Origin of the sequence: Actinomyces viscosus (genome assembly GCF_900637975.1) — a bacterium.
GTDB lineage: Bacteria > Actinomycetota > Actinomycetes > Actinomycetales > Actinomycetaceae > Actinomyces > Actinomyces viscosus.
This window is the reverse complement of the sequence record NZ_LR134477.1, coordinates 2,037,433-2,055,135: the sequence shown is the minus strand read 5'-3', so window position 1 is coordinate 2,055,135 and position 17,703 is coordinate 2,037,433. Positions and strand designations below refer to the sequence as shown.

The 17,703-nt window shown below is 69.9% G+C and carries 9 protein-coding genes; all 9 read right to left on the bottom strand.

Going from position 1 to position 17,703, the window contains the following annotated elements:
• Positions 1 to 108: 108 nt before the first annotated feature.
• Positions 109 to 4,824 carry an Eco57I restriction-modification methylase domain-containing protein gene (locus EL340_RS08790; RefSeq protein ID WP_126414278.1) on the bottom strand — a complete coding sequence of 1,572 codons (4,716 nt, stop codon included), beginning with the start codon at positions 4,822 to 4,824 and terminating at the stop codon, positions 109 to 111.
• Positions 4,824 to 7,829, bottom strand: coding sequence for a helicase-related protein (locus EL340_RS08785; protein WP_232022959.1), 3,006 nt, complete (start codon positions 7,827 to 7,829; stop codon positions 4,824 to 4,826). The genes EL340_RS08790 and EL340_RS08785 overlap by 1 nt, the downstream gene beginning before the upstream one ends.
• A 629-nt stretch (positions 7,830 to 8,458) precedes the next feature.
• Positions 8,459 to 9,097 (bottom strand): NYN domain-containing protein, encoded by a 639-nt coding sequence (locus EL340_RS08780; RefSeq protein WP_232022958.1) that lies wholly within the window; start codon positions 9,095 to 9,097, stop codon positions 8,459 to 8,461.
• A 356-nt stretch (positions 9,098 to 9,453) separates the two neighbouring features.
• The gene (locus tag EL340_RS08775; RefSeq protein ID WP_126414277.1) at positions 9,454 to 9,885 is read right to left on the bottom strand and encodes a DUF3618 domain-containing protein; all 432 of its coding nucleotides are present in this window, start codon (positions 9,883 to 9,885) and stop codon (positions 9,454 to 9,456) included.
• The gene (locus tag EL340_RS08770) at positions 9,882 to 10,346 is read right to left on the bottom strand and encodes a DUF3618 domain-containing protein (RefSeq protein ID WP_232022957.1); all 465 of its coding nucleotides are present in this window, start codon (positions 10,344 to 10,346) and stop codon (positions 9,882 to 9,884) included. The genes EL340_RS08775 and EL340_RS08770 overlap by 4 nt, the downstream gene beginning before the upstream one ends.
• On the bottom strand, positions 10,343 to 10,828 hold the full coding sequence (locus EL340_RS08765) for a phage holin family protein (RefSeq protein ID WP_126414276.1): 486 nt from the start codon (positions 10,826 to 10,828) through the stop codon (positions 10,343 to 10,345). The genes EL340_RS08770 and EL340_RS08765 overlap by 4 nt, the downstream gene beginning before the upstream one ends.
• Positions 10,829 to 11,238: 410 nt before the next feature.
• Positions 11,239 to 12,969, bottom strand: a complete 1,731-nt coding sequence (locus tag EL340_RS08760; RefSeq protein WP_126414275.1) for an ABC transporter ATP-binding protein — start codon at positions 12,967 to 12,969, stop codon at positions 11,239 to 11,241.
• Entirely contained in the window at positions 12,969 to 14,837 is a 1,869-nt protein-coding gene (locus EL340_RS08755; protein ID WP_126415401.1) for an ABC transporter ATP-binding protein, read from the bottom strand. Before EL340_RS08755 ends, EL340_RS08760 begins: the two co-directional genes overlap by 1 nt.
• A gap of 270 nt (positions 14,838 to 15,107) precedes the next feature.
• Positions 15,108 to 17,702: an ABC transporter permease gene (locus EL340_RS08750; RefSeq protein WP_126414274.1), complete on the bottom strand. Its 2,595-nt coding sequence runs from the start codon at positions 17,700 to 17,702 to the stop codon at positions 15,108 to 15,110.
• Position 17,703 lies beyond the last annotated feature (1 nt).

Genomic DNA, 17,703 nt, shown 5'->3' with positions numbered 1-17,703 from the left:
CATATTGTTCTGACTTCAAAAGATTTGTAGCTGAGACAATGTCAAGTCCGAAGGTGCCGTTGTCGGTGTTATGGGAATTCTTGCTCATGATGACTACTTAAATTTGAGTTAACTGCGTGATGTGAGGGCGGTGTGGATGCGGCGGAAGTCGGACTCGCGGTCGCGGATGCGGAAGGGGAGGATGTACTCGTAGGAAACGCCGGAACCGGGGTGGGTGTGAGTCCGCTCCGAGAGTGGCATATCCTCGTTGGAGGTGGGGCGCTTCTCCCAGGCCTGGCGGACCGGAGTCGGCACCTGGCGGCCATTCGCGTCATAGACATAAGCACCCTGACCCCGGCCATGGTCATAGTCGTACAGCACCGCGAACTGAGTGCGGTAGATCGTGCACAGATCATCGATCGGAACACCCAGCATCATCGCCACCATGACGTCAATCTCCGCCTGAGCGTTCCGACGATCCTCGGCCCGGCGCAATGGTGTGTCCACCGTCCACTCCGGGCCAATCGGACGCTCATCATGGCGTTCCAAAATCGGTGCATCGTTGAGGAACTTATCATTCCAACACTCAGCCCAGAGGTCCGCGTATGCCTCAGTCACACAGTTGAGGCGCAGGGTGCGGAGCAGCACTCGTGACGCCAGTGGGTGTACCGGCGGCAGCGTGAAAAGACGTTCGAGATCGCTCGCGTGGACATGGCCGCGGCCAGATGAACGAATCATGAAGTCGGCGAGCAGTGATGATGCCACGGTTTGAACCGCAACGATAGGCTTCCGCGACTTGAGCGTCGTTGCCGATGAGACCGTGTGGACGTGTGCGGCTCCTCGTGGTATTAAGACTGCTGCCAGAGTTCGTTCTCCGGTGAGTGGAGCCATATTACGCCAGGCGATGCGGTAGTGGTCGCGGGCGGAGGAGCCGCCCCAGTGGGTGTAGAGGCGGTCGTAGGCGTCGCGATCACCCGCGGGCTTGTACTGGGTGACCGGCCGGGCGCCCGCAGGAAGAGCCTCGAAGTCGGTGGCGGTCCAATCCAGAAAGTTCCGCATAGTCTCGTTGGGCTGCTTGTACAGTGGTGTTGAGACGTAAAGGTGAGGCCCTTGAAGGATGGCGTCCTCCCAGGATGATGGGCCCCAGTCCTTGACGAAGCGGCCGTTGTTGAAGTCGGTTGTCTCGTTCCAGCCGGACGAGAACTCTAGGGCGAGGCCTCCAATGCGAGGCTGGCGGGCCAGTGTCTCCAGCGTGCGAGCGGCTGCCGAGTTCACGGTGGACACCATCGGAGTAGAACGCCAGTCGTCTGCTTCAGTTACGGCCTGCCATGTTCGAAGAACTGTCTCGTCAACCTGTTGAATCCGCGCTGCATGCGGTCTCAGGTCCCAAGTTGCGGTATGAGGGTCCTTGAATCCAGGTTCCTCCCCGCTGCCATCGTGCATGAGGGAACGCAGCACCGTCTCGGGATGATAGAGGGAGGTGGCATGAAGGAACGAAGGCGGCCGTTCAGTGCTGTAAACGTGGATTCCGTAGATCTTCTGATGCTGAATGTCGAAAAGCTGGAGCTCGTTAATGAACTGCCAGTGACGGCGCAGGTGTCGGTAGGCGGCAGCCCGCAGGTCCGGCGTCTTGGCGTCGGTGAAATGGGTCTCCATGTGGATGAGCGAGGCGATGCCGTTACCGCTTTGATGTGCCCACACCTGGCACATGAAGGCCCGGTAGAGATCCGGCCGGCCTTCCATGAGGGGGTAGACGGTCTGATCGCTGACGAACTCGGCGAGAACCTCCGTCTCGGCAGCTCCGTCCAGCACCGTGTTGAGCACACCAGGGCGTGCGAGAGTGCGTGGCATCCTCTCGTTCCTTGCGGCCACTGACGGTTTCTTCGCCAGCATCCACCATGGGTCGCCATCGGCGAGAAGCGTCTCGACTGCGACGTCGGGCCTCACCCACGGCGGGTTCCCCACCTGGAGGTCGAAGCCGCCGCGGGCGAAGACGGTGGCGAAGTCCAGCTCCCAGTGGAAGAAGCCCTGAGCCTCGGCCACCTCCCGCACAACCTCCAGCCACTCGTGCTCGGCGATCACCGACTCCACCCGGCGGGCGCCGGCAAGACCGAGCTCCACCTCCTCCATGCTGTCCAGCTCAGTCCAGGAGGAGCCCTCGACCAGGGTCCCGTCGGTGCCCTTGGCGTCCTTCACCTGCTTACCCAGAAGCGCCTCCAGGGCGCCCAACCACTCATCCAGGCTCGGCGGCGCCACGTGAGTGGTCAGCGGCCAGAACCACAGCGCGCACCACGCATCCATCACCAGCCGCAGCCGCCGGTACGCCGAGCCCGGCGCCGCCAGGTAGGCCTCGATCTCCTCGCGGGACACCGTCGAACCGGCGGCCGGCTCTGCCTTGCGCCCCCACAGGTCGATGCGCCGGGAGGCCTCCGCCTCCGCCACCCGCAGACGACGCAGCGTCAGCTCCCACAGCACCTCCACGCGCCGGGCCAGGGCCGCCAGCCGCTTCGTCTGGACCGCCGTCGGCGCCTTCGTCACCTCCCGGCGCCAGGCCTTCAACTTCCTCAGCCGCTCGGCCTCCACCAGGTCGCGCACCTGCTTGGGCACCTCCACCGCACTGCCCCAGCCCTTGGCCGGCAGCAGGAAATGATGGATGCTGCCCGAGACGTCGAGCGCCCCGCCCAGACGGTGCCGGGAGGCCCGGGCGTCGTCGTCGAGCACGGCCGCCACCTGGCTCAGCGGCTCGGCCACCGGCGTCGCCGTCAGCCACGCCCGCTTCTTCAGGTCCGAGACCGCGTACAGCGCCCGCCTGGCCCCCACGAGCGAGTTGCCGCGGCGCAGCCGCAGCCCGAACCACGGGGCCGCCAGCCCCTCCACCATCGTGTCCAGCCACAGCGACACCTCGGCGAGCTCGACCGCCGTCGCATTGAGGTCCACCCCGTAGACCTGGTGCAGGGCCAGGTACGCCTTGACCCTCGCCAGCTCCCGCGGCCGCTCCTCCGGGTCCACCCGCCGACCCAGCTCCCTCTCCCGACGGGACAGGTACTGCTCCGCCAGCTGGCGCACCGCCTCGATCGCGAAGGCCCCCGACCCCAGCGCCGGCTCGCACACCGTCAGATGCAGGATCTCCTCCGCGCTCGTCGTCCGCCCATCCTGATCCAGCAGCTCGGCCAGCGCCTGCTGCACCGTGAAACGGGTCAGCACCTCCGGGGTGTAGAAAGAGGCCGAACGCTGCCGGTCCCGGCCCGAGAGCCGGTAAACGAACTGGCCCTTCTCATAAGTGACGTTGCGGGGCTCGCCGGTCGCCTCATCCTCCACCGTCACGAAGTCCTTCTCCTCCAGGCCCTTCATGACGTCCTCGGGCACCACCCACGAGCCCTTCGAGGCATCCCCACCCGGCGCCACCTCCCACAGGGGCTCGGCGGCGAAGGAGCCCGAGTAGCTCATGAGCCCCTCGTAGACGGCACCCAGTTGGTTGATGCCCAGCTCCACATAGGAGATGAAGCCGCGCCCGCTCTTGCCGTTCTCACTGGTCAGCAGCAGGTGGCGCAGCACCCGCAGCAACGCCCCGTTACCCAGGCCCACCTCGTCAATGAGGGCGGTCGCCACCGGGCGGAAGAGGTCGGCGCGCATCGGCCGGAAGACCAGGCCGTCGAAACCGCCCTCCTCCTGGGCGGACACCTCCGCGTTGCGCCCCTCATCGACCAGGCGGAACAGCCGGTCCAAGGACTCATAGATGTGCGTGCCCGCCTGGGCCGACTCCTCATGCAACTCCCTCAAGGCCAGCTCACGCAGACGATCCAGGCCGTAGCCGGCGTCATACTCGGCGGCACCCACCGGCAGGACCCCCAGCTCGGGGCTCGCCTCCGCGTAGAGCAGGAAGATGATCCGGTAGATGTAGCGCAGCGACTGCAGGGCCAGGTCCTGCGCCCGCTCCTGGGGCAACGGCTCCAGCCCCCGCGCGGCGCGACGGCGCACCACCTCGTTCGCGATGATCTCGATCGAGGAGCGCACGCCCTCGCGCAGGTCCTTCGAGACTCCCACCGTGTGGGCCGCCGAGTCCTCCAGGGTGGCCGCCCACCAGGTCTCGCCCTCCGCCGTCGGCACCAGGGAGCGGGCGTCCAGGCAGGTCAGGGCCCGCTCCACCTCGCCGCCGCGCCTCGTCTCGTTGCGTTCGACGACGAGCTGGACGTTGACCGCCAGCCAGCGGCCCTCCGGCCAGCGCTCCCGCTCCGCCACCAGCGCCCACTGGCCCGCCAGCACCAGGGCGAAGGCCGGACCGTGCTCATCAGTCATGAGCGTCGACAGCGCCCGCGAGATCGACTCGACCGGCTCCGCCCCCTCCAACACCGGGGCGGCGGGATCGGCCAGGTCCACCGGCTCCCACTCCTCGGCGAGGGTGGGGGCGTCCTTGACGAGCAGGTCCTCCACCGTCGTCACCGGTCGGGCGCGCAGCAGCGCCAGCGGCGCCGGGCCCTCATCGCCCACCGGCCGCACCAGGGTCACCGGGCCCCGCTCGGTCAGGCGGTACTCCGCCGAGGCGAAGCCCAGGATCTCGCGCAGGAGTGCATCGAGCTCCCCAGCCGCCTCCAGGGCGGCGCCCGTCAGGGACTCGGAGCCCTCCGCGGGCAGGGCCGCCAGCAGCTCGGCCAGCCGGGAGCGCTCCGAGCGGAACCGGGAACGCGGCGTCGGCTCCGCGCCCGGGGCGGCCGGCTTCTCCAGGGCCTCCCACTCCTTGCGGCGCTCCAGCACCCGCGCCAGGAAGGACTCCTTGGTGGCGTCCGTGGTGAAGTAGTGCTCGCTGATCCAGTCCTCACCCACGACCAGCGCGTCCGACACCGCCATTAGAGCTCTCCTTCCATCCCGAAGTCCTGAGGCACCACAACCAGCAGCGGGCGCACCAGCGTGTGCGCCGGCAGGTGCTGGTTCATGAGCTCGCGCTCCTGGGCCACTGTGAAGCGCTGGGCGCGCAGGTGCCGGTTCTGGACCAGGAGACCCGCCTCGTCATCCCAGGCGTTGGCGTGCTCCGCCCAGGCGTCCACGCGCTCGCGGGCCTGCCGCCTCGCCGCCTCCACCGTCAGCGCCATCTGGCGCTTGGCCGTCTTCACCGCCGGGGCGATAAGCGCCTCCAGCAGGCCGGTGTCCCGCACCGGGCCGGAGTTCCTCAGTTCGCGGGAGATGCCGGCCTCCGCGAACATGGCCGCGGGGGAGGGGTGCACCTGCCCGATCGGTACTGCCCCGAGTGGCCGGCCCGCAGCCAGGTCCGCCCGCGCCCTGGCCGCGTCCAGAACGGGGAAGGCGATTCTGACGCACACCATCGACACCGTCCGACCCGCCTGATTCGTCAGCGTCCCCAGCAGCAGAACGGTCGGCGAGTCCACCTCGCCGCGCACCGCGAACACCGAGGAGCGACCGAGCTTGGCCAGGACCCGGTCGCCGGCCCAGTCCAGCACCGGGTGCAGCGGCCCCAGGTAGTGGGCCTCCGGCCATGAGGAGTCCGAGGAGTCGCGCAGCGCCTCAGTGAGCAGACGCGCGCCCTTCTTCTGCGTCGTCGCCAGCAGCAGGTGCTCCTGGACGCGGCGCTCACGCAGGTAGGACTGCGGCAGGACCGACAGCCGGTGACGCAGACCCGCCGGGGGCACCATCTCCACCACGTGCTGCGTGCCGTGCTCGCGCCAGGAGACGCCACCGCCGCCGGTCTGGCGCTGCTCGGCCTCCTCGGGGCGCTCATAGAGCTCGGTCAGGGCCTGGCGCAGATAGTCCAGCTGCGTCTCGTACAGGATCGAGGTCGGCAGTGGGGCCGCGGGTTGGACGGGGCCGGCCGGGCCTGCGGGGGCAGCGGAGCCGGAGGCGTCGGCCAGTTCGGGCAAGCTGCCGGGACCGGTGGAGCCGCCAGGACCGGCGGGAGCCGGATCGGCCGGATCAGGCGAGCCACCGGGACCAGTGGGCTCAGCGGCGTCGTCGGCCCTGGCCTCGGCCGTGCCCGTGAGGGTCGCGAACAGTGCCGCCATGGGGTCCAGGGCGAGGGCGTCGTCGGCGTCGGGGACGACCTCGTCAATATCCGTGCCGGCCTCAAGCGCCTCACGGATCGCCGCCTCCTCCTTCTCGCCCGAGTACAGGCCCATGAGGGAGGCGGCGTCGCCCAGGGCCCGGTGCGCCTGATCCTCCTTCTCCATCAGGCGCGTGAGCACCCGCACGTCGCCGGAGAAGCGCGGGTCCGACGGGTCCAGCAGCAGGGTCGTGATCTGCGGCGAGACGCTCTGGCCGTAGCGGTCGATGCGGCCGTTGCGCTGCTCGATCCGGATGAGCGACCAGGGGATGTCGTAGTGGATGAGCTCATGGCACTGGGCGTGCAGGTTGACGCCCTCCGAGGCCACGTCGCCGGTCACCAGGACGCGCACCGGCGTGTGCGACTGGCGGAACTGCTCCACGATCTCCTGCTGCTCTACGTCCGACAGGCTCCCGTGCATGACGCGCACCGCCTCCGGCGGCAGGTTCAGGTCCTCTCGCAGGTGCTCGGCCAGCCAGGTGAGCGTCGCGATGCGCTCGGCGAAGACGACGACGCGCTTGGTCGAGGAGCGCGAGATGCCGATCCGGCGCAGCTCGGCCAGCAGCGCCTGGTACTTGCCCGACGACGTCGTGTTGGCCTCGATGGCCAGCTCGCGCAGGCGGGACAGGGCCTGCGACTGCTCCGAGGGCTGGGAGCCGGCCTCGGTCGCCCGGCGGCGTCGGGCCAGGCGTTCGTCGATCGTCTGGATGAGCGCCGCCGGAGACGACAGGAAGGACTTGGCCAGCGTCCAGGCGAACAGGGCGTCGCCGCGTGAGCCCGACCGCCCGCTGCCCGGCAACGCGGCGCCGTCGGAGCGGTGCAGCCAGGTGCGTGAGAGCTCGTCGGCCACCGCGTCCTCGGCAGGGGAGGGCTGCACCAGCTTGTTGACCGGAGTCAGGCGCTCCTTCCAGCGTCCGCCCACGACGTCGCGTACCTCGTCGGAGTGACGGTGACGGCGGATGACGAGGCGACGCACCGCCTCCTCGTCAGGCTCTCCGTTCGCTCGCACCGCCGTCGGCTCCAGCAGACGGATGAGCTCGGCGAAGGACTTCGGGTTGCCGTTGTGGGGCGTGGCTGAGGCCAGGATGAGGGCGTCGGTCTGACGGGCCAGAATGTCCGCGAGCCGGTTGTTGAGCGTGCCCTTGTTGGTGACGTTGTGCGACTCGTCGATGACGACCGCATCCCAGCGCTGCTTGCGCAGATGATTGAGATAGCGGTCCGACTTCAACGTGTCGATGGAGATGATTGCGCGGTGGAACACCGAGAACGGGTTGCGTGAGGCCGGCACCGAACGGCGCACCCGCTGGATGCCCACCGAGTCCAGGCGCACGAAGGGCAGGGCGAAGCGCGACCACATCTCGTGCTGCATCTGCTCGAGCACGTGACGGGGCGTGACGATGAGGATGCGGTCGCCCCGGCCGCGGCGCACGAGCTCGGCCAGAATCATGCCGATCTCCAGGGTCTTGCCCAGGCCCACGGTGTCAGCCAGGAGGATGCGCGGGCGCAGGTTCGCCGGGTCCAGGGCCTGGCGCACTGCCGTCAGCTGGTAGGTCAGCGGGTCCGCCAGGACGTCGCCCACCACGGCCAGGTCCGTGGAGGTTGCCGGCAGCGCTGTCTTGCGCAGCGTCGCCTCCAGCCACAGTCGGGAGAGCCGGTGGCGGGTGGAGGTGTCTGCGATGACGCGGGTGTGGCGGGGGTCCACCGGGATGATGCGGTCGATGCCGGCGGAGAACTGCGCGGTGGTGTCCCGGACCAGCTCGGACAGGCCCTGGACGGTCACCAGCGTGCCGTCGGACGTCATAGAAACCTGGGTGACGAGCCAGTCCTCATCGCGCACCCGGACCACGGAACCCGGCGCGACATCAAGGGAAGGGGCAGGATCTGTTGCCGTATCCGGGGGAGTAGGGGGCGCCGTTGTCACGGAGACGATCTTAAGACTCGGGTGCAGGTGGTCGAGACCAATTCGGGGCGGTGACCGATCTGTGACCTGCGGGGGTGGCCTCTGGGGTGTGCGGGGCGGTTGCTCCTGGGGGTTGTGGGGGCGGTTTTGTCCGTCAGGGACGACTTTGAAGCCGCCGCGGGCCGGCGCCGCCGGCCCAAAACGCTCTGACCAGCGCAGATGCGAGAGTCCTTCGAAGATGACGCTGTCAAAGTCGTCCCTGGCGGACACTTTTGCGCCGATGCCCCGCTGGTGCACGTCCTCGACGGATCGCCCGGAGCGCGCGGACGCACCGGCTTGCACGTGATGAAGGCGGTCGGCGGGCAGAGCGGAGTCCCGTAGCGCGCGGACGCACCATAGGGCTTGCGGGCTGACCCACAGAGGTGAGTCGCTGGGCCTGATGGTGCGTCCGCGACGGGGATGAGGCCGCTGTCCGCGAGGGGGCCGATGCCTGCGAGGGGCCGCCCTCCGCCTCAGCGGCGGGCGAGATATCAGGTGTAGTCGATCGGGTCCAGGCTGGAGTGAAAGTGCTGCTCCGTCATGGAAGTGGTCCACAGTCGGCGTTCGGTCTTGATGCGGCCTCGCGTGCTAGAGACTCCAGGGTGGTACCACTTAGCTGCTTCGACTTTGGCGCTGCCAGTTCGGGCAGCGTTGTCGAGGGCTGGAGCGAGGTCTGTGTCCCGGGAGGCGAGAACCACGACGTCGTACATGCCGCAGCGAGCCAAGTCGACGAGCGTCAAGGCGCATAGGACATCGACGCCCTTTTCTTGTCTCGATGCGCGGATAGGTTGCTTGACTCCATCGATGTACTCCCATGAGTACTTCAGCGGTCGCAGCGTCACGTTGACTACTCCGTGATGCCCTCGGGTCCACTGTGCCTTCTGGGCTTGGTTACGCCGGTATGCATCGCTGTCATCCTCCGGGATCGGTAGGCCCCGAAAGACCTCAACTCTAGAGACCTTGACCTGGTAGGCATCGTCGTTCTTCGCGTTACGGGCGCAGGCAAGCTGGCTGGCAAACCGGTAGGGGTCGATGAGGGCTTCCTCGGGAGGACGCCCTGGCATGTACAAGCCTGCCGCCGTGAGATGGACGTTCTGGTAGTCAACGATGACCGCCATTGTGAGGGCCACGAGTAGCCTCCTACAAAGAAAAATAGACCCCGCCAGTCCCGGAGGACGGCGGGGAGTTATGGGTACAGATTAGAGGTTCTCTGCGTGCTTGACCAGATAACGCATGTGTGCTTCACATCACATAGTTGTTCGATGGTAGGCGTGTGCTCTCACGAGCTCGGTCTCGGACCACCGCGGTGATATCACTGTCCTCATCACATGCCTGGCGCGCGGACGCACCATAGGGCTTGCGGGCTGACCCACTAAGGTGAGTCGCCGGGCCCTATGGTGCGTCCGCGACGGGGATGAGGCCGCTGTCCGCGAGGGGGCCGATGCCTGTGGGGCCGCCGATGCCTGCGAGGCGGCCGGCCCCTGCCTCAGCGGCGGGCGAGGCGGGTCAGGAGGATGCCGGCGGTCACCACGCCTCCGGCGACGGCGGCCGCCTTGGCGAGCGCGGAGGTCGCCTCGGCGTCGCCCTGACGGGCGCTCTCCCAGGTCTGCTCGGCCTGCTCGGCCAGCCTGCGGGCTTCCTCACGCAACCGACCGGCGCCGGCCGCAGCCTGCTCGCGCAGCTGGTCGGCCCTCGCCGTGGCCTGCTCGCGCAGGTGCTCGCCGGCCTCCCGCGCCTGGGTGCGCGGGTCCACCCGGGCCGCGAGCTCGTCAACGCTCGCCGCCAGAGCCACCCGCTGGGCGCGCAGCCGCTCCTCGATCTGCTCGGGGCTCAGCGGCTCGGCGCCGGTCTCCTCGGCGCCGCCAGCGCCGCCAGCGCCACCGGCACCGGACGCGTCGGCCTGCGAGCCGCTGGTCATGGCCGGGCCGCCCGGGAGCGGGAGAAGGCCTTGACCGCGGCGACGGTGGCCGTGACGCTCAGGCCGGCCAGCGCCAGGCCCGCGACCGTGACGATCCCCAGCGAGGCGGGGTCGCCGTCGCGGGCGTCGTCGAACAGGCGGGTGACCCGCTGGCCGAGGGTCATCGTGCCCGGCTCGTAGGAGTCGACCCCGCCGTCGGGGTCGGTGCCCCCACCGACCAGGGAGGCCAGACGGCTCTTGACCTGCCCGACCGCGTCCTCGGCCTTGCTGACGGCCTGGTTGCGCAGGCCCTGCACCGTCTCGCGGGCCTTGAGCTTGGCGACCCTGGCCAGGCTGTTCGGGGCCAGGCGCGCGGCGAGCTCGTCGACGTCGGCGGCCAGCGCCCGGCGCCGGGCCTCCATGTCGGACAGGACGGCGTCAGCGGACGGCTCTGCGGGCGCGGGTACTGCGTTGGTGCTCACTTGGCGTTCCCCCTCTCCAGGCCGGAGGCGACGGCGCCCTTGACGGTGTTGACCGACTCCATGAGCCCCTCCTGCGGCGTGGGGGCGCTCTCCTTGGCCGCCTGGAGCCGCTTGACGCCCACCAGGGCCAGCGGCACGGCGATGACGATGAGGAGCAGCGCCACCACGAGGAAGGCAGCCCACAGCGGCATGACGTTGGACAGCCCCGACGTCAGCGACCCCAGCAGCAGCCCGAAGGCGAACAGGGTCAGGACCCCGGCGGCACCGAGCAGCCCGGCCCCCAGGCCCATCTCCTTGGCCATGCGCTGGCCCTTGGCCTTGGCCAGGTCGATCTCGCCGCGCACCAGCGCTGAGATGTTCTCCGAGATACGGGCGATGAGCTCACCGAGCGTGGGCTGGGACCCGTTGGTCCCCCGAGGAGGCACGGCGGAGGCCGACGGCGTCGCCTGCGACGGCGGGGGAGGTGGCTGGTTGTTGGGCATGAACGGACCTTCTCGTGTGAGGTGCAGCGTTGGGTGCAGCCGACTGACTGCCAGGCGGCGGGATCGCGACAGTGGGACGACCCGCCGACCCAAGAATCTCACAGCGCGCGCCATCGTGGAACAACGCAGGCCCGGGCGGGTTTGTAGGTTTGCTGAATGAGGCCTGCCTTTCGCCACCGGCGATCTGCGGTGGAGACCTCGGCTGCGCCGGCTGCACCGGCTGCACGAGGTCTGGATCCTACTGGGAGAGGTGTGGGGGCACTCCACGTGGGTCGGACCCCCGTGCAGTGCGGTTAACCCCTGGCCAGTGGGACCCGAGGCTCGTGGAGTAGCTCGGTCAGCGAGTACCTGGCCGCAGGCCGCAGCCCGGAAGCCTCACCTTCACCCTCACCCTCGCCGGTGCACTACTCCTAGTTCCAGGCCTGCCAGAGGCTCGCGTACTCCCCGCCGAGCGCCACGAGCTCGTCATGGGTGCCCAGCTCCACGATCCGCCCGTCCATGACGACGGCGACCCGGTCGGCGTCCTGCGCCGTGTAGAGGCGGTGGGCCACCTCGATGACGGTGCGCCCGGCCAGCGCCGTGGACAGGGTCCGCTCCAGGGTGCGCGCGGCGCGCGGGTCCAGCAGCGAGGTGGCCTCGTCCAGGATGAGCGTGTGCGGGTCCAGCAGCACCAGCCGGGCCAGCGCCACCTCCTGGGCCTGGGCCGGCGTGAGGCTCAGGTGCCCCGAGCCGACCATCGTGTCCATCCCCTCGGGCAGCTCATCGACCCAGGCGTCGGCCCCGATGGCCTCGATCGCCTCGCGGATCGTGTCGTCGGAGGCGCCCGGGCGCCCCAGGCGCACGTTGTCCGCCACGGACCCGACGAACACGTGGTGCTCCTGGGTCACCAGGGCCACGTGGCGGCGCAGCTCGTCCTCGGTGAGGTCGGTCAGCGCCACCCCGCCCACGGTGACGCTCCCGGAGGTGGGCGGGTTGATGCCCGCCAGCATGCGCCCCAGCGTCGACTTGCCCGAGCCGGAGGGCCCGACGACGGCCAGCCGCTCCCCGGGCACGAGCTCCAGGTCGATCCCATGGAGCACCTCGACGCCCTCCCGGTAGGAGAAACGCACGTCGTCGAGCACCATCCGCGTGCCGTCGGGCTGCTCACCGGTGGGGGCGCGGTCGTCGGGGACCTCCTCAACACCCAGGATGCGGGACAGGGAGGCCTGGGCGATCTGGACCTGGTCGATCCAGAACATGAGCTGGCCCACCGGCTTGCGCAGCTCCATCGCGTAGAGCGTCACGGTGGTGATCGCCCCCAGGGGCGCGTAGCCGCGGGCCGCCAGGAACCCGCCCCACAGGAGGATGACGACGACGGGCGCCCGCCAGGCGACGTCGAGCACCATGAACAGGCGCACCCGCAGCATCGCCGTGTAACGCTCCAGGGACCAGGCCTCCTTGATGGAGGCCATGATGGCCCGCTCGCGGCGCGCCCCGATGCCCAGCGCGTCCACGGTCTCGGCGTGCTCGACCGTCTCGGAGACCGCGCCGTTGAGGCGGGCCTGGGCGGCCGACTCGGCCCGGTAGGCGGGGATGGAGATCGGCAGGTACCAGCGCATCATCGACCACACCGGCGGGGCGATGACGAGCAGCCCGAGCGCCAGGACCGGGTCGGCGAAGGCCGCCGCCAGCAGGGTGAAGACGATCGTCACCAGGCACACGAGGATCTGGGGGATGCCCACGCGCACGAGGAACTCGATCCGGGAGACGTCGGTGGTGGTGCGCCCCACGAGGTCGCCGGTGCCGGCGGACTCCACGGCGCTCAGCGGCAGGTGCACCACCCGGTTCATCATGCGCTCGCGCAGGTCGGCGAAGACCGACTCGCCCAGGGTCCGGGCGTACTTCTGGGCGAAGCGGTTGATGAGCGCCCCCACGAGGGTGACGGCGATGATGGTCAGCACGATCCGGTCCACGTAGCCGGCGTCGGCCCGCCCGGCCGAGACCCGCCCCACCAGGCGCCCCAGCAGCTGGGGGGCCACGAGCGTGGACAGGACGGCCACGATCTGGAGGGCCAGCACGACGGCGAAGCGCCACCGGTAGGAGGCCATGATCCGGAAGGTCTTGCGCAGGGCGACCGGTCCGGGTGCGACGGGGAGCGCCATCAGCAGCTCACCTCCGCGTCCTCGCCCAGGGCCCGGGAGACGACGGCGCGGTAGTCGGCCGCCTGCGCGTCGCCGGAGCGGGCCATCGCCATGAGCTCGCGGTGCGTGGAGCGCAGGAGCTCGGTCCCGCTGGAGTCCAGGAAGACGACCTCGTCGCAGGCCTCCAGCACCAGCGGGGAGGCGGTGACGACGACGGTGGTGCGCCCGGCGCGGGAGCGGTGCACCTGGTTGGCGACCCGGGCCTCGGTGTGGGAGTCCAGGGCGGAGGTCGGCTCGATGAGCACGAGCGTGGGGGCCTCGGTGAGCAGGGCCCGGGCCAGGGCGACGCGCTGGCGCTGCCCGCCGGACAGGGACCGGCCCTTCTCGGTGATCATCCCGGCCAGGCCCTCGCTGAGCGAGGTCAGGACGTCGCCGGCGTCGGCGATCTCGATGGCCTCCAGCAGGCGGTCGTCGCCGGGCGCGTGGCGCTCCTGGGCGCGGACCTGCTGGTCGACGTCGGCCCCGGTGGTGCGCTCGGCCTCGGCGCGCACGAGCTCCTTGAGGTCCGCCGGCCGCGGGTCGGGACCGCCGCGCACATCAAGGGCCTCGCGCAGGGTCCCGGTGAAGAGCTGGGCGGTCGCCCCGGCCACGACGATGCTGGCGCGCACCTGGTCCAGCGGCATGGTGGTCAGCGGCCTGCCCGCCAGGGTGACGGTGGGCCCGGAGTCGGTGAAGCGGCCCAGGCGCGTGGCCAGCTCGGCTGAGACCTCCGGGTCCGGGCACACCAGGGCCGTCATGCGGCCCTCCTCCAGGCGCAGACCGCTTCCGGTGTCCACCAGCTCACCGCTGAGGGGCTGGGCGGCGGCGGGGTCCAGGTCGAGGCGCTCCACGAGGCTGCCGGCCGCCGGCGTCACCTGCAGCAGGCGGCTCAGGCGCCGGGCCCCGACGATGGCCCGGGTGTAGTCCTGCACGGAGTTGGTGAAGACCCACAGCGGCCAGGACAGGTAGGCGGTGTAGCCGTAGAAGGTGATGAGCCCGCCGGGGGTGAGGCTGCCGGCCACGGCCATGCGGGCGGCGATCCACACGACGACGGCGGCGAAGAGCCCGGGCAGCAGCACCTGGAGGGTCATGAGGGTGGCCTGGGAGGAGGCCACCTCGACGCCGCGGCGCCGCAGCTCCTGGGAGGCGTCCCGGTAGCGGCGGGCGAAGACGTCCTCCCCGCCGATGCCCCGCAGGATCCGCAGGCCCGCCACCGTGTCGGTGGTGATCGTGGTGACGGCGGACTGCGCCTCGCGCTGGACGGCCTGACGCTTCTGCAGGGGGCGGATGACCAGGGTGACGATCGCCGCCACCAGCGGCATGCCCAGGATGACCACCAGCCCCAGGCTCACCGAGGTGCGGAGCATGAGGACGGCCACGACGATGAAGCTGGCCGCCGCCCCCAGCAGGGCCGGCAGGTGCTCGATGAGATTGCCCAGGTAGTCGGCGTCGGAGGCGATGATGGTGGCGACCTCGCCGGTGGAGACCTGCCGGGACAGGTCCTTGCCGGTGGCGGAGACCTGCCGGCCCACGAGCCGGTCGACGTCGAAGGCCGTGCGCATCCAGGCCGTCACCCCGAAGTAGGACAGCATCGTGTCCCCGACGGCGTAAACGACGAACAGCACCAGCAGCAGCGCCCCGATCCCCCAGACGCGGGCGTTGAGGCCGTTCTCGATCCCGGCGTCGAGGGCCTGGCCCAGGAAGGCCGGCACGATCGCCTGGATGATGTTGGAGGTGCAGGCCGCCAGGGTCGCCAGCGCGACCGGGACGGCGGCGCGGCGCAGCAGCCACCGCAGAAGAGCCCCGGCCCCGATGGACGGGGGCTGGGGCAGCGGGGCGTCGGGGCTCATCGACGGCGAGGACAGTGCGGACGGGCTGTTCGGGGCGTTCCGGAACGACCGGGTGGACGGCTCGGGCATGATCGCACGAGGCTATCGGAGCCGGGGCGGGTGCGGCAGAGGGAGAACCGGTGAGATGGGAGATAGCGCGCCGGCGCCCCGGTCGGTCCCCACTGAGGGGGACAGGCCGGGGCGCCGGGGTGAGTGGTTCCGTGAGTAATCCGGTTCCGGGTGGATCGAGCGGGCCGGGCGGTGACCGCCCGGGTTCTCCTGCTCGTCTCCTTACTCGGTGGCGATGGCGTCCAGGACGGGGACCCGGGAGGCGCGCAGCGCCGGCCACAGGGCCGCGATGATGCCGACCACCACGGAGAGCACGAGCATGCCCACCATCTGACCCCAGGGGATGGTCAGGGTCTTAAGGCCCTGGTCCTCCAGAATCCTCTTGAGGGCCGCGGCCAGGACCACGCCGGTCGCTCCGCCCAGCACCGTGCCGTACAGGGCGGTGAGAACCGACTCGGTGATGATCTCCCCGGCCAGCTGGGCCTTGCCCAGCCCGACGGCGCGCATGAGCCCGATCTCGCGGGTGCGCTCGGAGACCGAGAGCACCAGCGTGTTGACGATGCCCAGGATGGCGATGACGATGCTCAGACCCAGCAGGCCGTAGAGGACCGCGAGCATCTGGTTGATCCGCTGGCCGACCTGGTCGGAGATCTCGTTGGCGTCGAGCACCGAGTACTGGTAGGTGTCGGCCACGATGTCGCGGGCCTTGCCCCGCACCGTGTCGAGATTCGCGCCGTCGTCGAGGGTCAGGAGCATGCCCAGGGGCGAGTCCAGGACGTGAGCCGGGTCGGTGCTGGTGCCCGGCGAGGTCCAGGAGCCCACCGATGCCGCCACCTCGGGGGAGACGAAGTAGTTGCCGCCGATTCCCTTCGGGTCGACGACTGCGCCCACCGTGGCCTCGAGGGCGCCGTTGGGACCGGTCATCGTGACCTTGTCACCCACTGCGAGGCCCTCGTCCTTCGTGGCCGCCACGTGGGTGGCGTCCAGAGCCTCCAGGGATCCGGAGACTACGGAGAGGTCATAGGCCTTGGGGTACGTGGCGGGCTCGATGACGACGACCTGGGCGGTGGGGTTCTGCTTGCCGTCGGGCTTGGTGACCGCGTCCGCGTAGACGGTGTAGGAGGAGGTCTCCTTGACGCCGTCGATCGCGGCGATGTCCTTGGCCTTCTCGTTCGAGATCCGGGCGGTCAGGCTGCTCGCGGTTGCGGGCTGGACCAGCAGGTCGGCCTTGAGAGCCCTGTTGATCTCGTCGGCGGTCGAGGAGTTGAAGGAGGCGGCCAGCGTGGCACCGGCGCACACCAGGGCCATGCCCACCATGAGGGCACCGGAGGTGTTGGCCGTGCGGCGCGGGTTGTGGACGATGTTGCGCACCGCCAGGCGCCCGGCCGGCCGCAGCAGCCGGAAGGGCAGACCCAGCACGGCCACCACCGGACGGGCCAGGGTGGGGGAGACGATGAGTAGTCCCAGGACGACGCCGCCCGCGCCCAGCCCCATGATGAGGTTGCGCTGCTCCAGGTCCTTGTTGACCCAGGCGGCGGCGACCGCGGCCGCGCCGGCGGCCAGCAGCAGCCCGCCGATGATCGTGCGCAGGACGAGCGACTTCTCCCGCGAGCCCGACACGCCGCGCATCGCCTCGACCGGGTGGGTCAGGGCGGCCTCACGCGCCGGCAGCAGTGCGCCGAGGACGGTGACGGCCAGTCCCACCGCCAGGGAGATCGCGATGATGGGCCCGGTCAGGCCGGTGCCTTCCAGCAGCGGCATGCCCATGGTGTCGAGCAGCTTGGACAGTCCGGCCAGGAGACCGGCGCCCGCGGCCACGCCCAGGGCGGCCCCGACCACTCCGATGACGACCGCCTGGAGGAACACGACGCCGAAGACCGAGGCGGGTGAGGCGCCCACCGCCCGTAGGAGGGCGAACTCCTTGACTCGCTGGCGCACACTCATCGCGAAGGAGTTCATGATGATGAAGGAGCCCACGAACATGGCGATGACGACGAAGACCAGCAGGAAGACCTGGATGAAGCCCAGCTGGTCCTCGATGGTCTTGTTCTGCTCCTTGATGACCTCGGCGCGGGTCTGAACCTGGGCGCCGTCGGGGAGGATCTTGGTGACCTCGGACTTGACCGTGTCCACCGAGGAGCCCTGGGCGACGTCGATCGAGATGCTTGAGACCCTTCCGTCCGGGGCGGCGAGGGGCATGAGCCAGTTCGGGTCCAGTCCCACGACCGTCGCGCCGGCCATGGGCGAGTCGAAGGCGAACTCGCCGACCACGGTGACCTCGGTGGGTGAGCCCTGCAGGACGATGTGCGTCTTGTCCCCGACCTTGAGACCGGAGGTCTTCAGGGCCCCGGACTCCAGGGCGATCTCGCCCTCGCCCTGGGGAAGATCACCTTGCACCAGCTTCCGACCCGGCTCCTTGTCGAACATGGGCAGGAAGAGCGTGGGGGCGCCGGAGGTGGTCACGGGGGCGTCGTTGGCGCCCACCAGGACCCCGGTCATCTGGATCCCGGGGTTGGCGGCCTCGACGCCGTCGATCTGCTTGATCGTCTCGGTCAGGGAGCTGTCGATGGGCTGGGTCTGCGGCGTCGAGGAGCTGGAGCCGCTGCCGCCACTGGCTTTGTCGTTGCCGATCTTGGGGCCCTGGACGTAGAGGTCCGAGGTGGCGGTGGAGGACACGAGCTTGGAGAAGGTCTCCGACATGGAGGCGCGCAGGGCCAGGGTGCCCGACAGGAACGCCACCCCCAGCACGACCGCGAAGGTGGTCAGGAAGAACTGCTTGGCATGGGCGCGTACGGAGCGCCAGGCTACTCGTCTCACG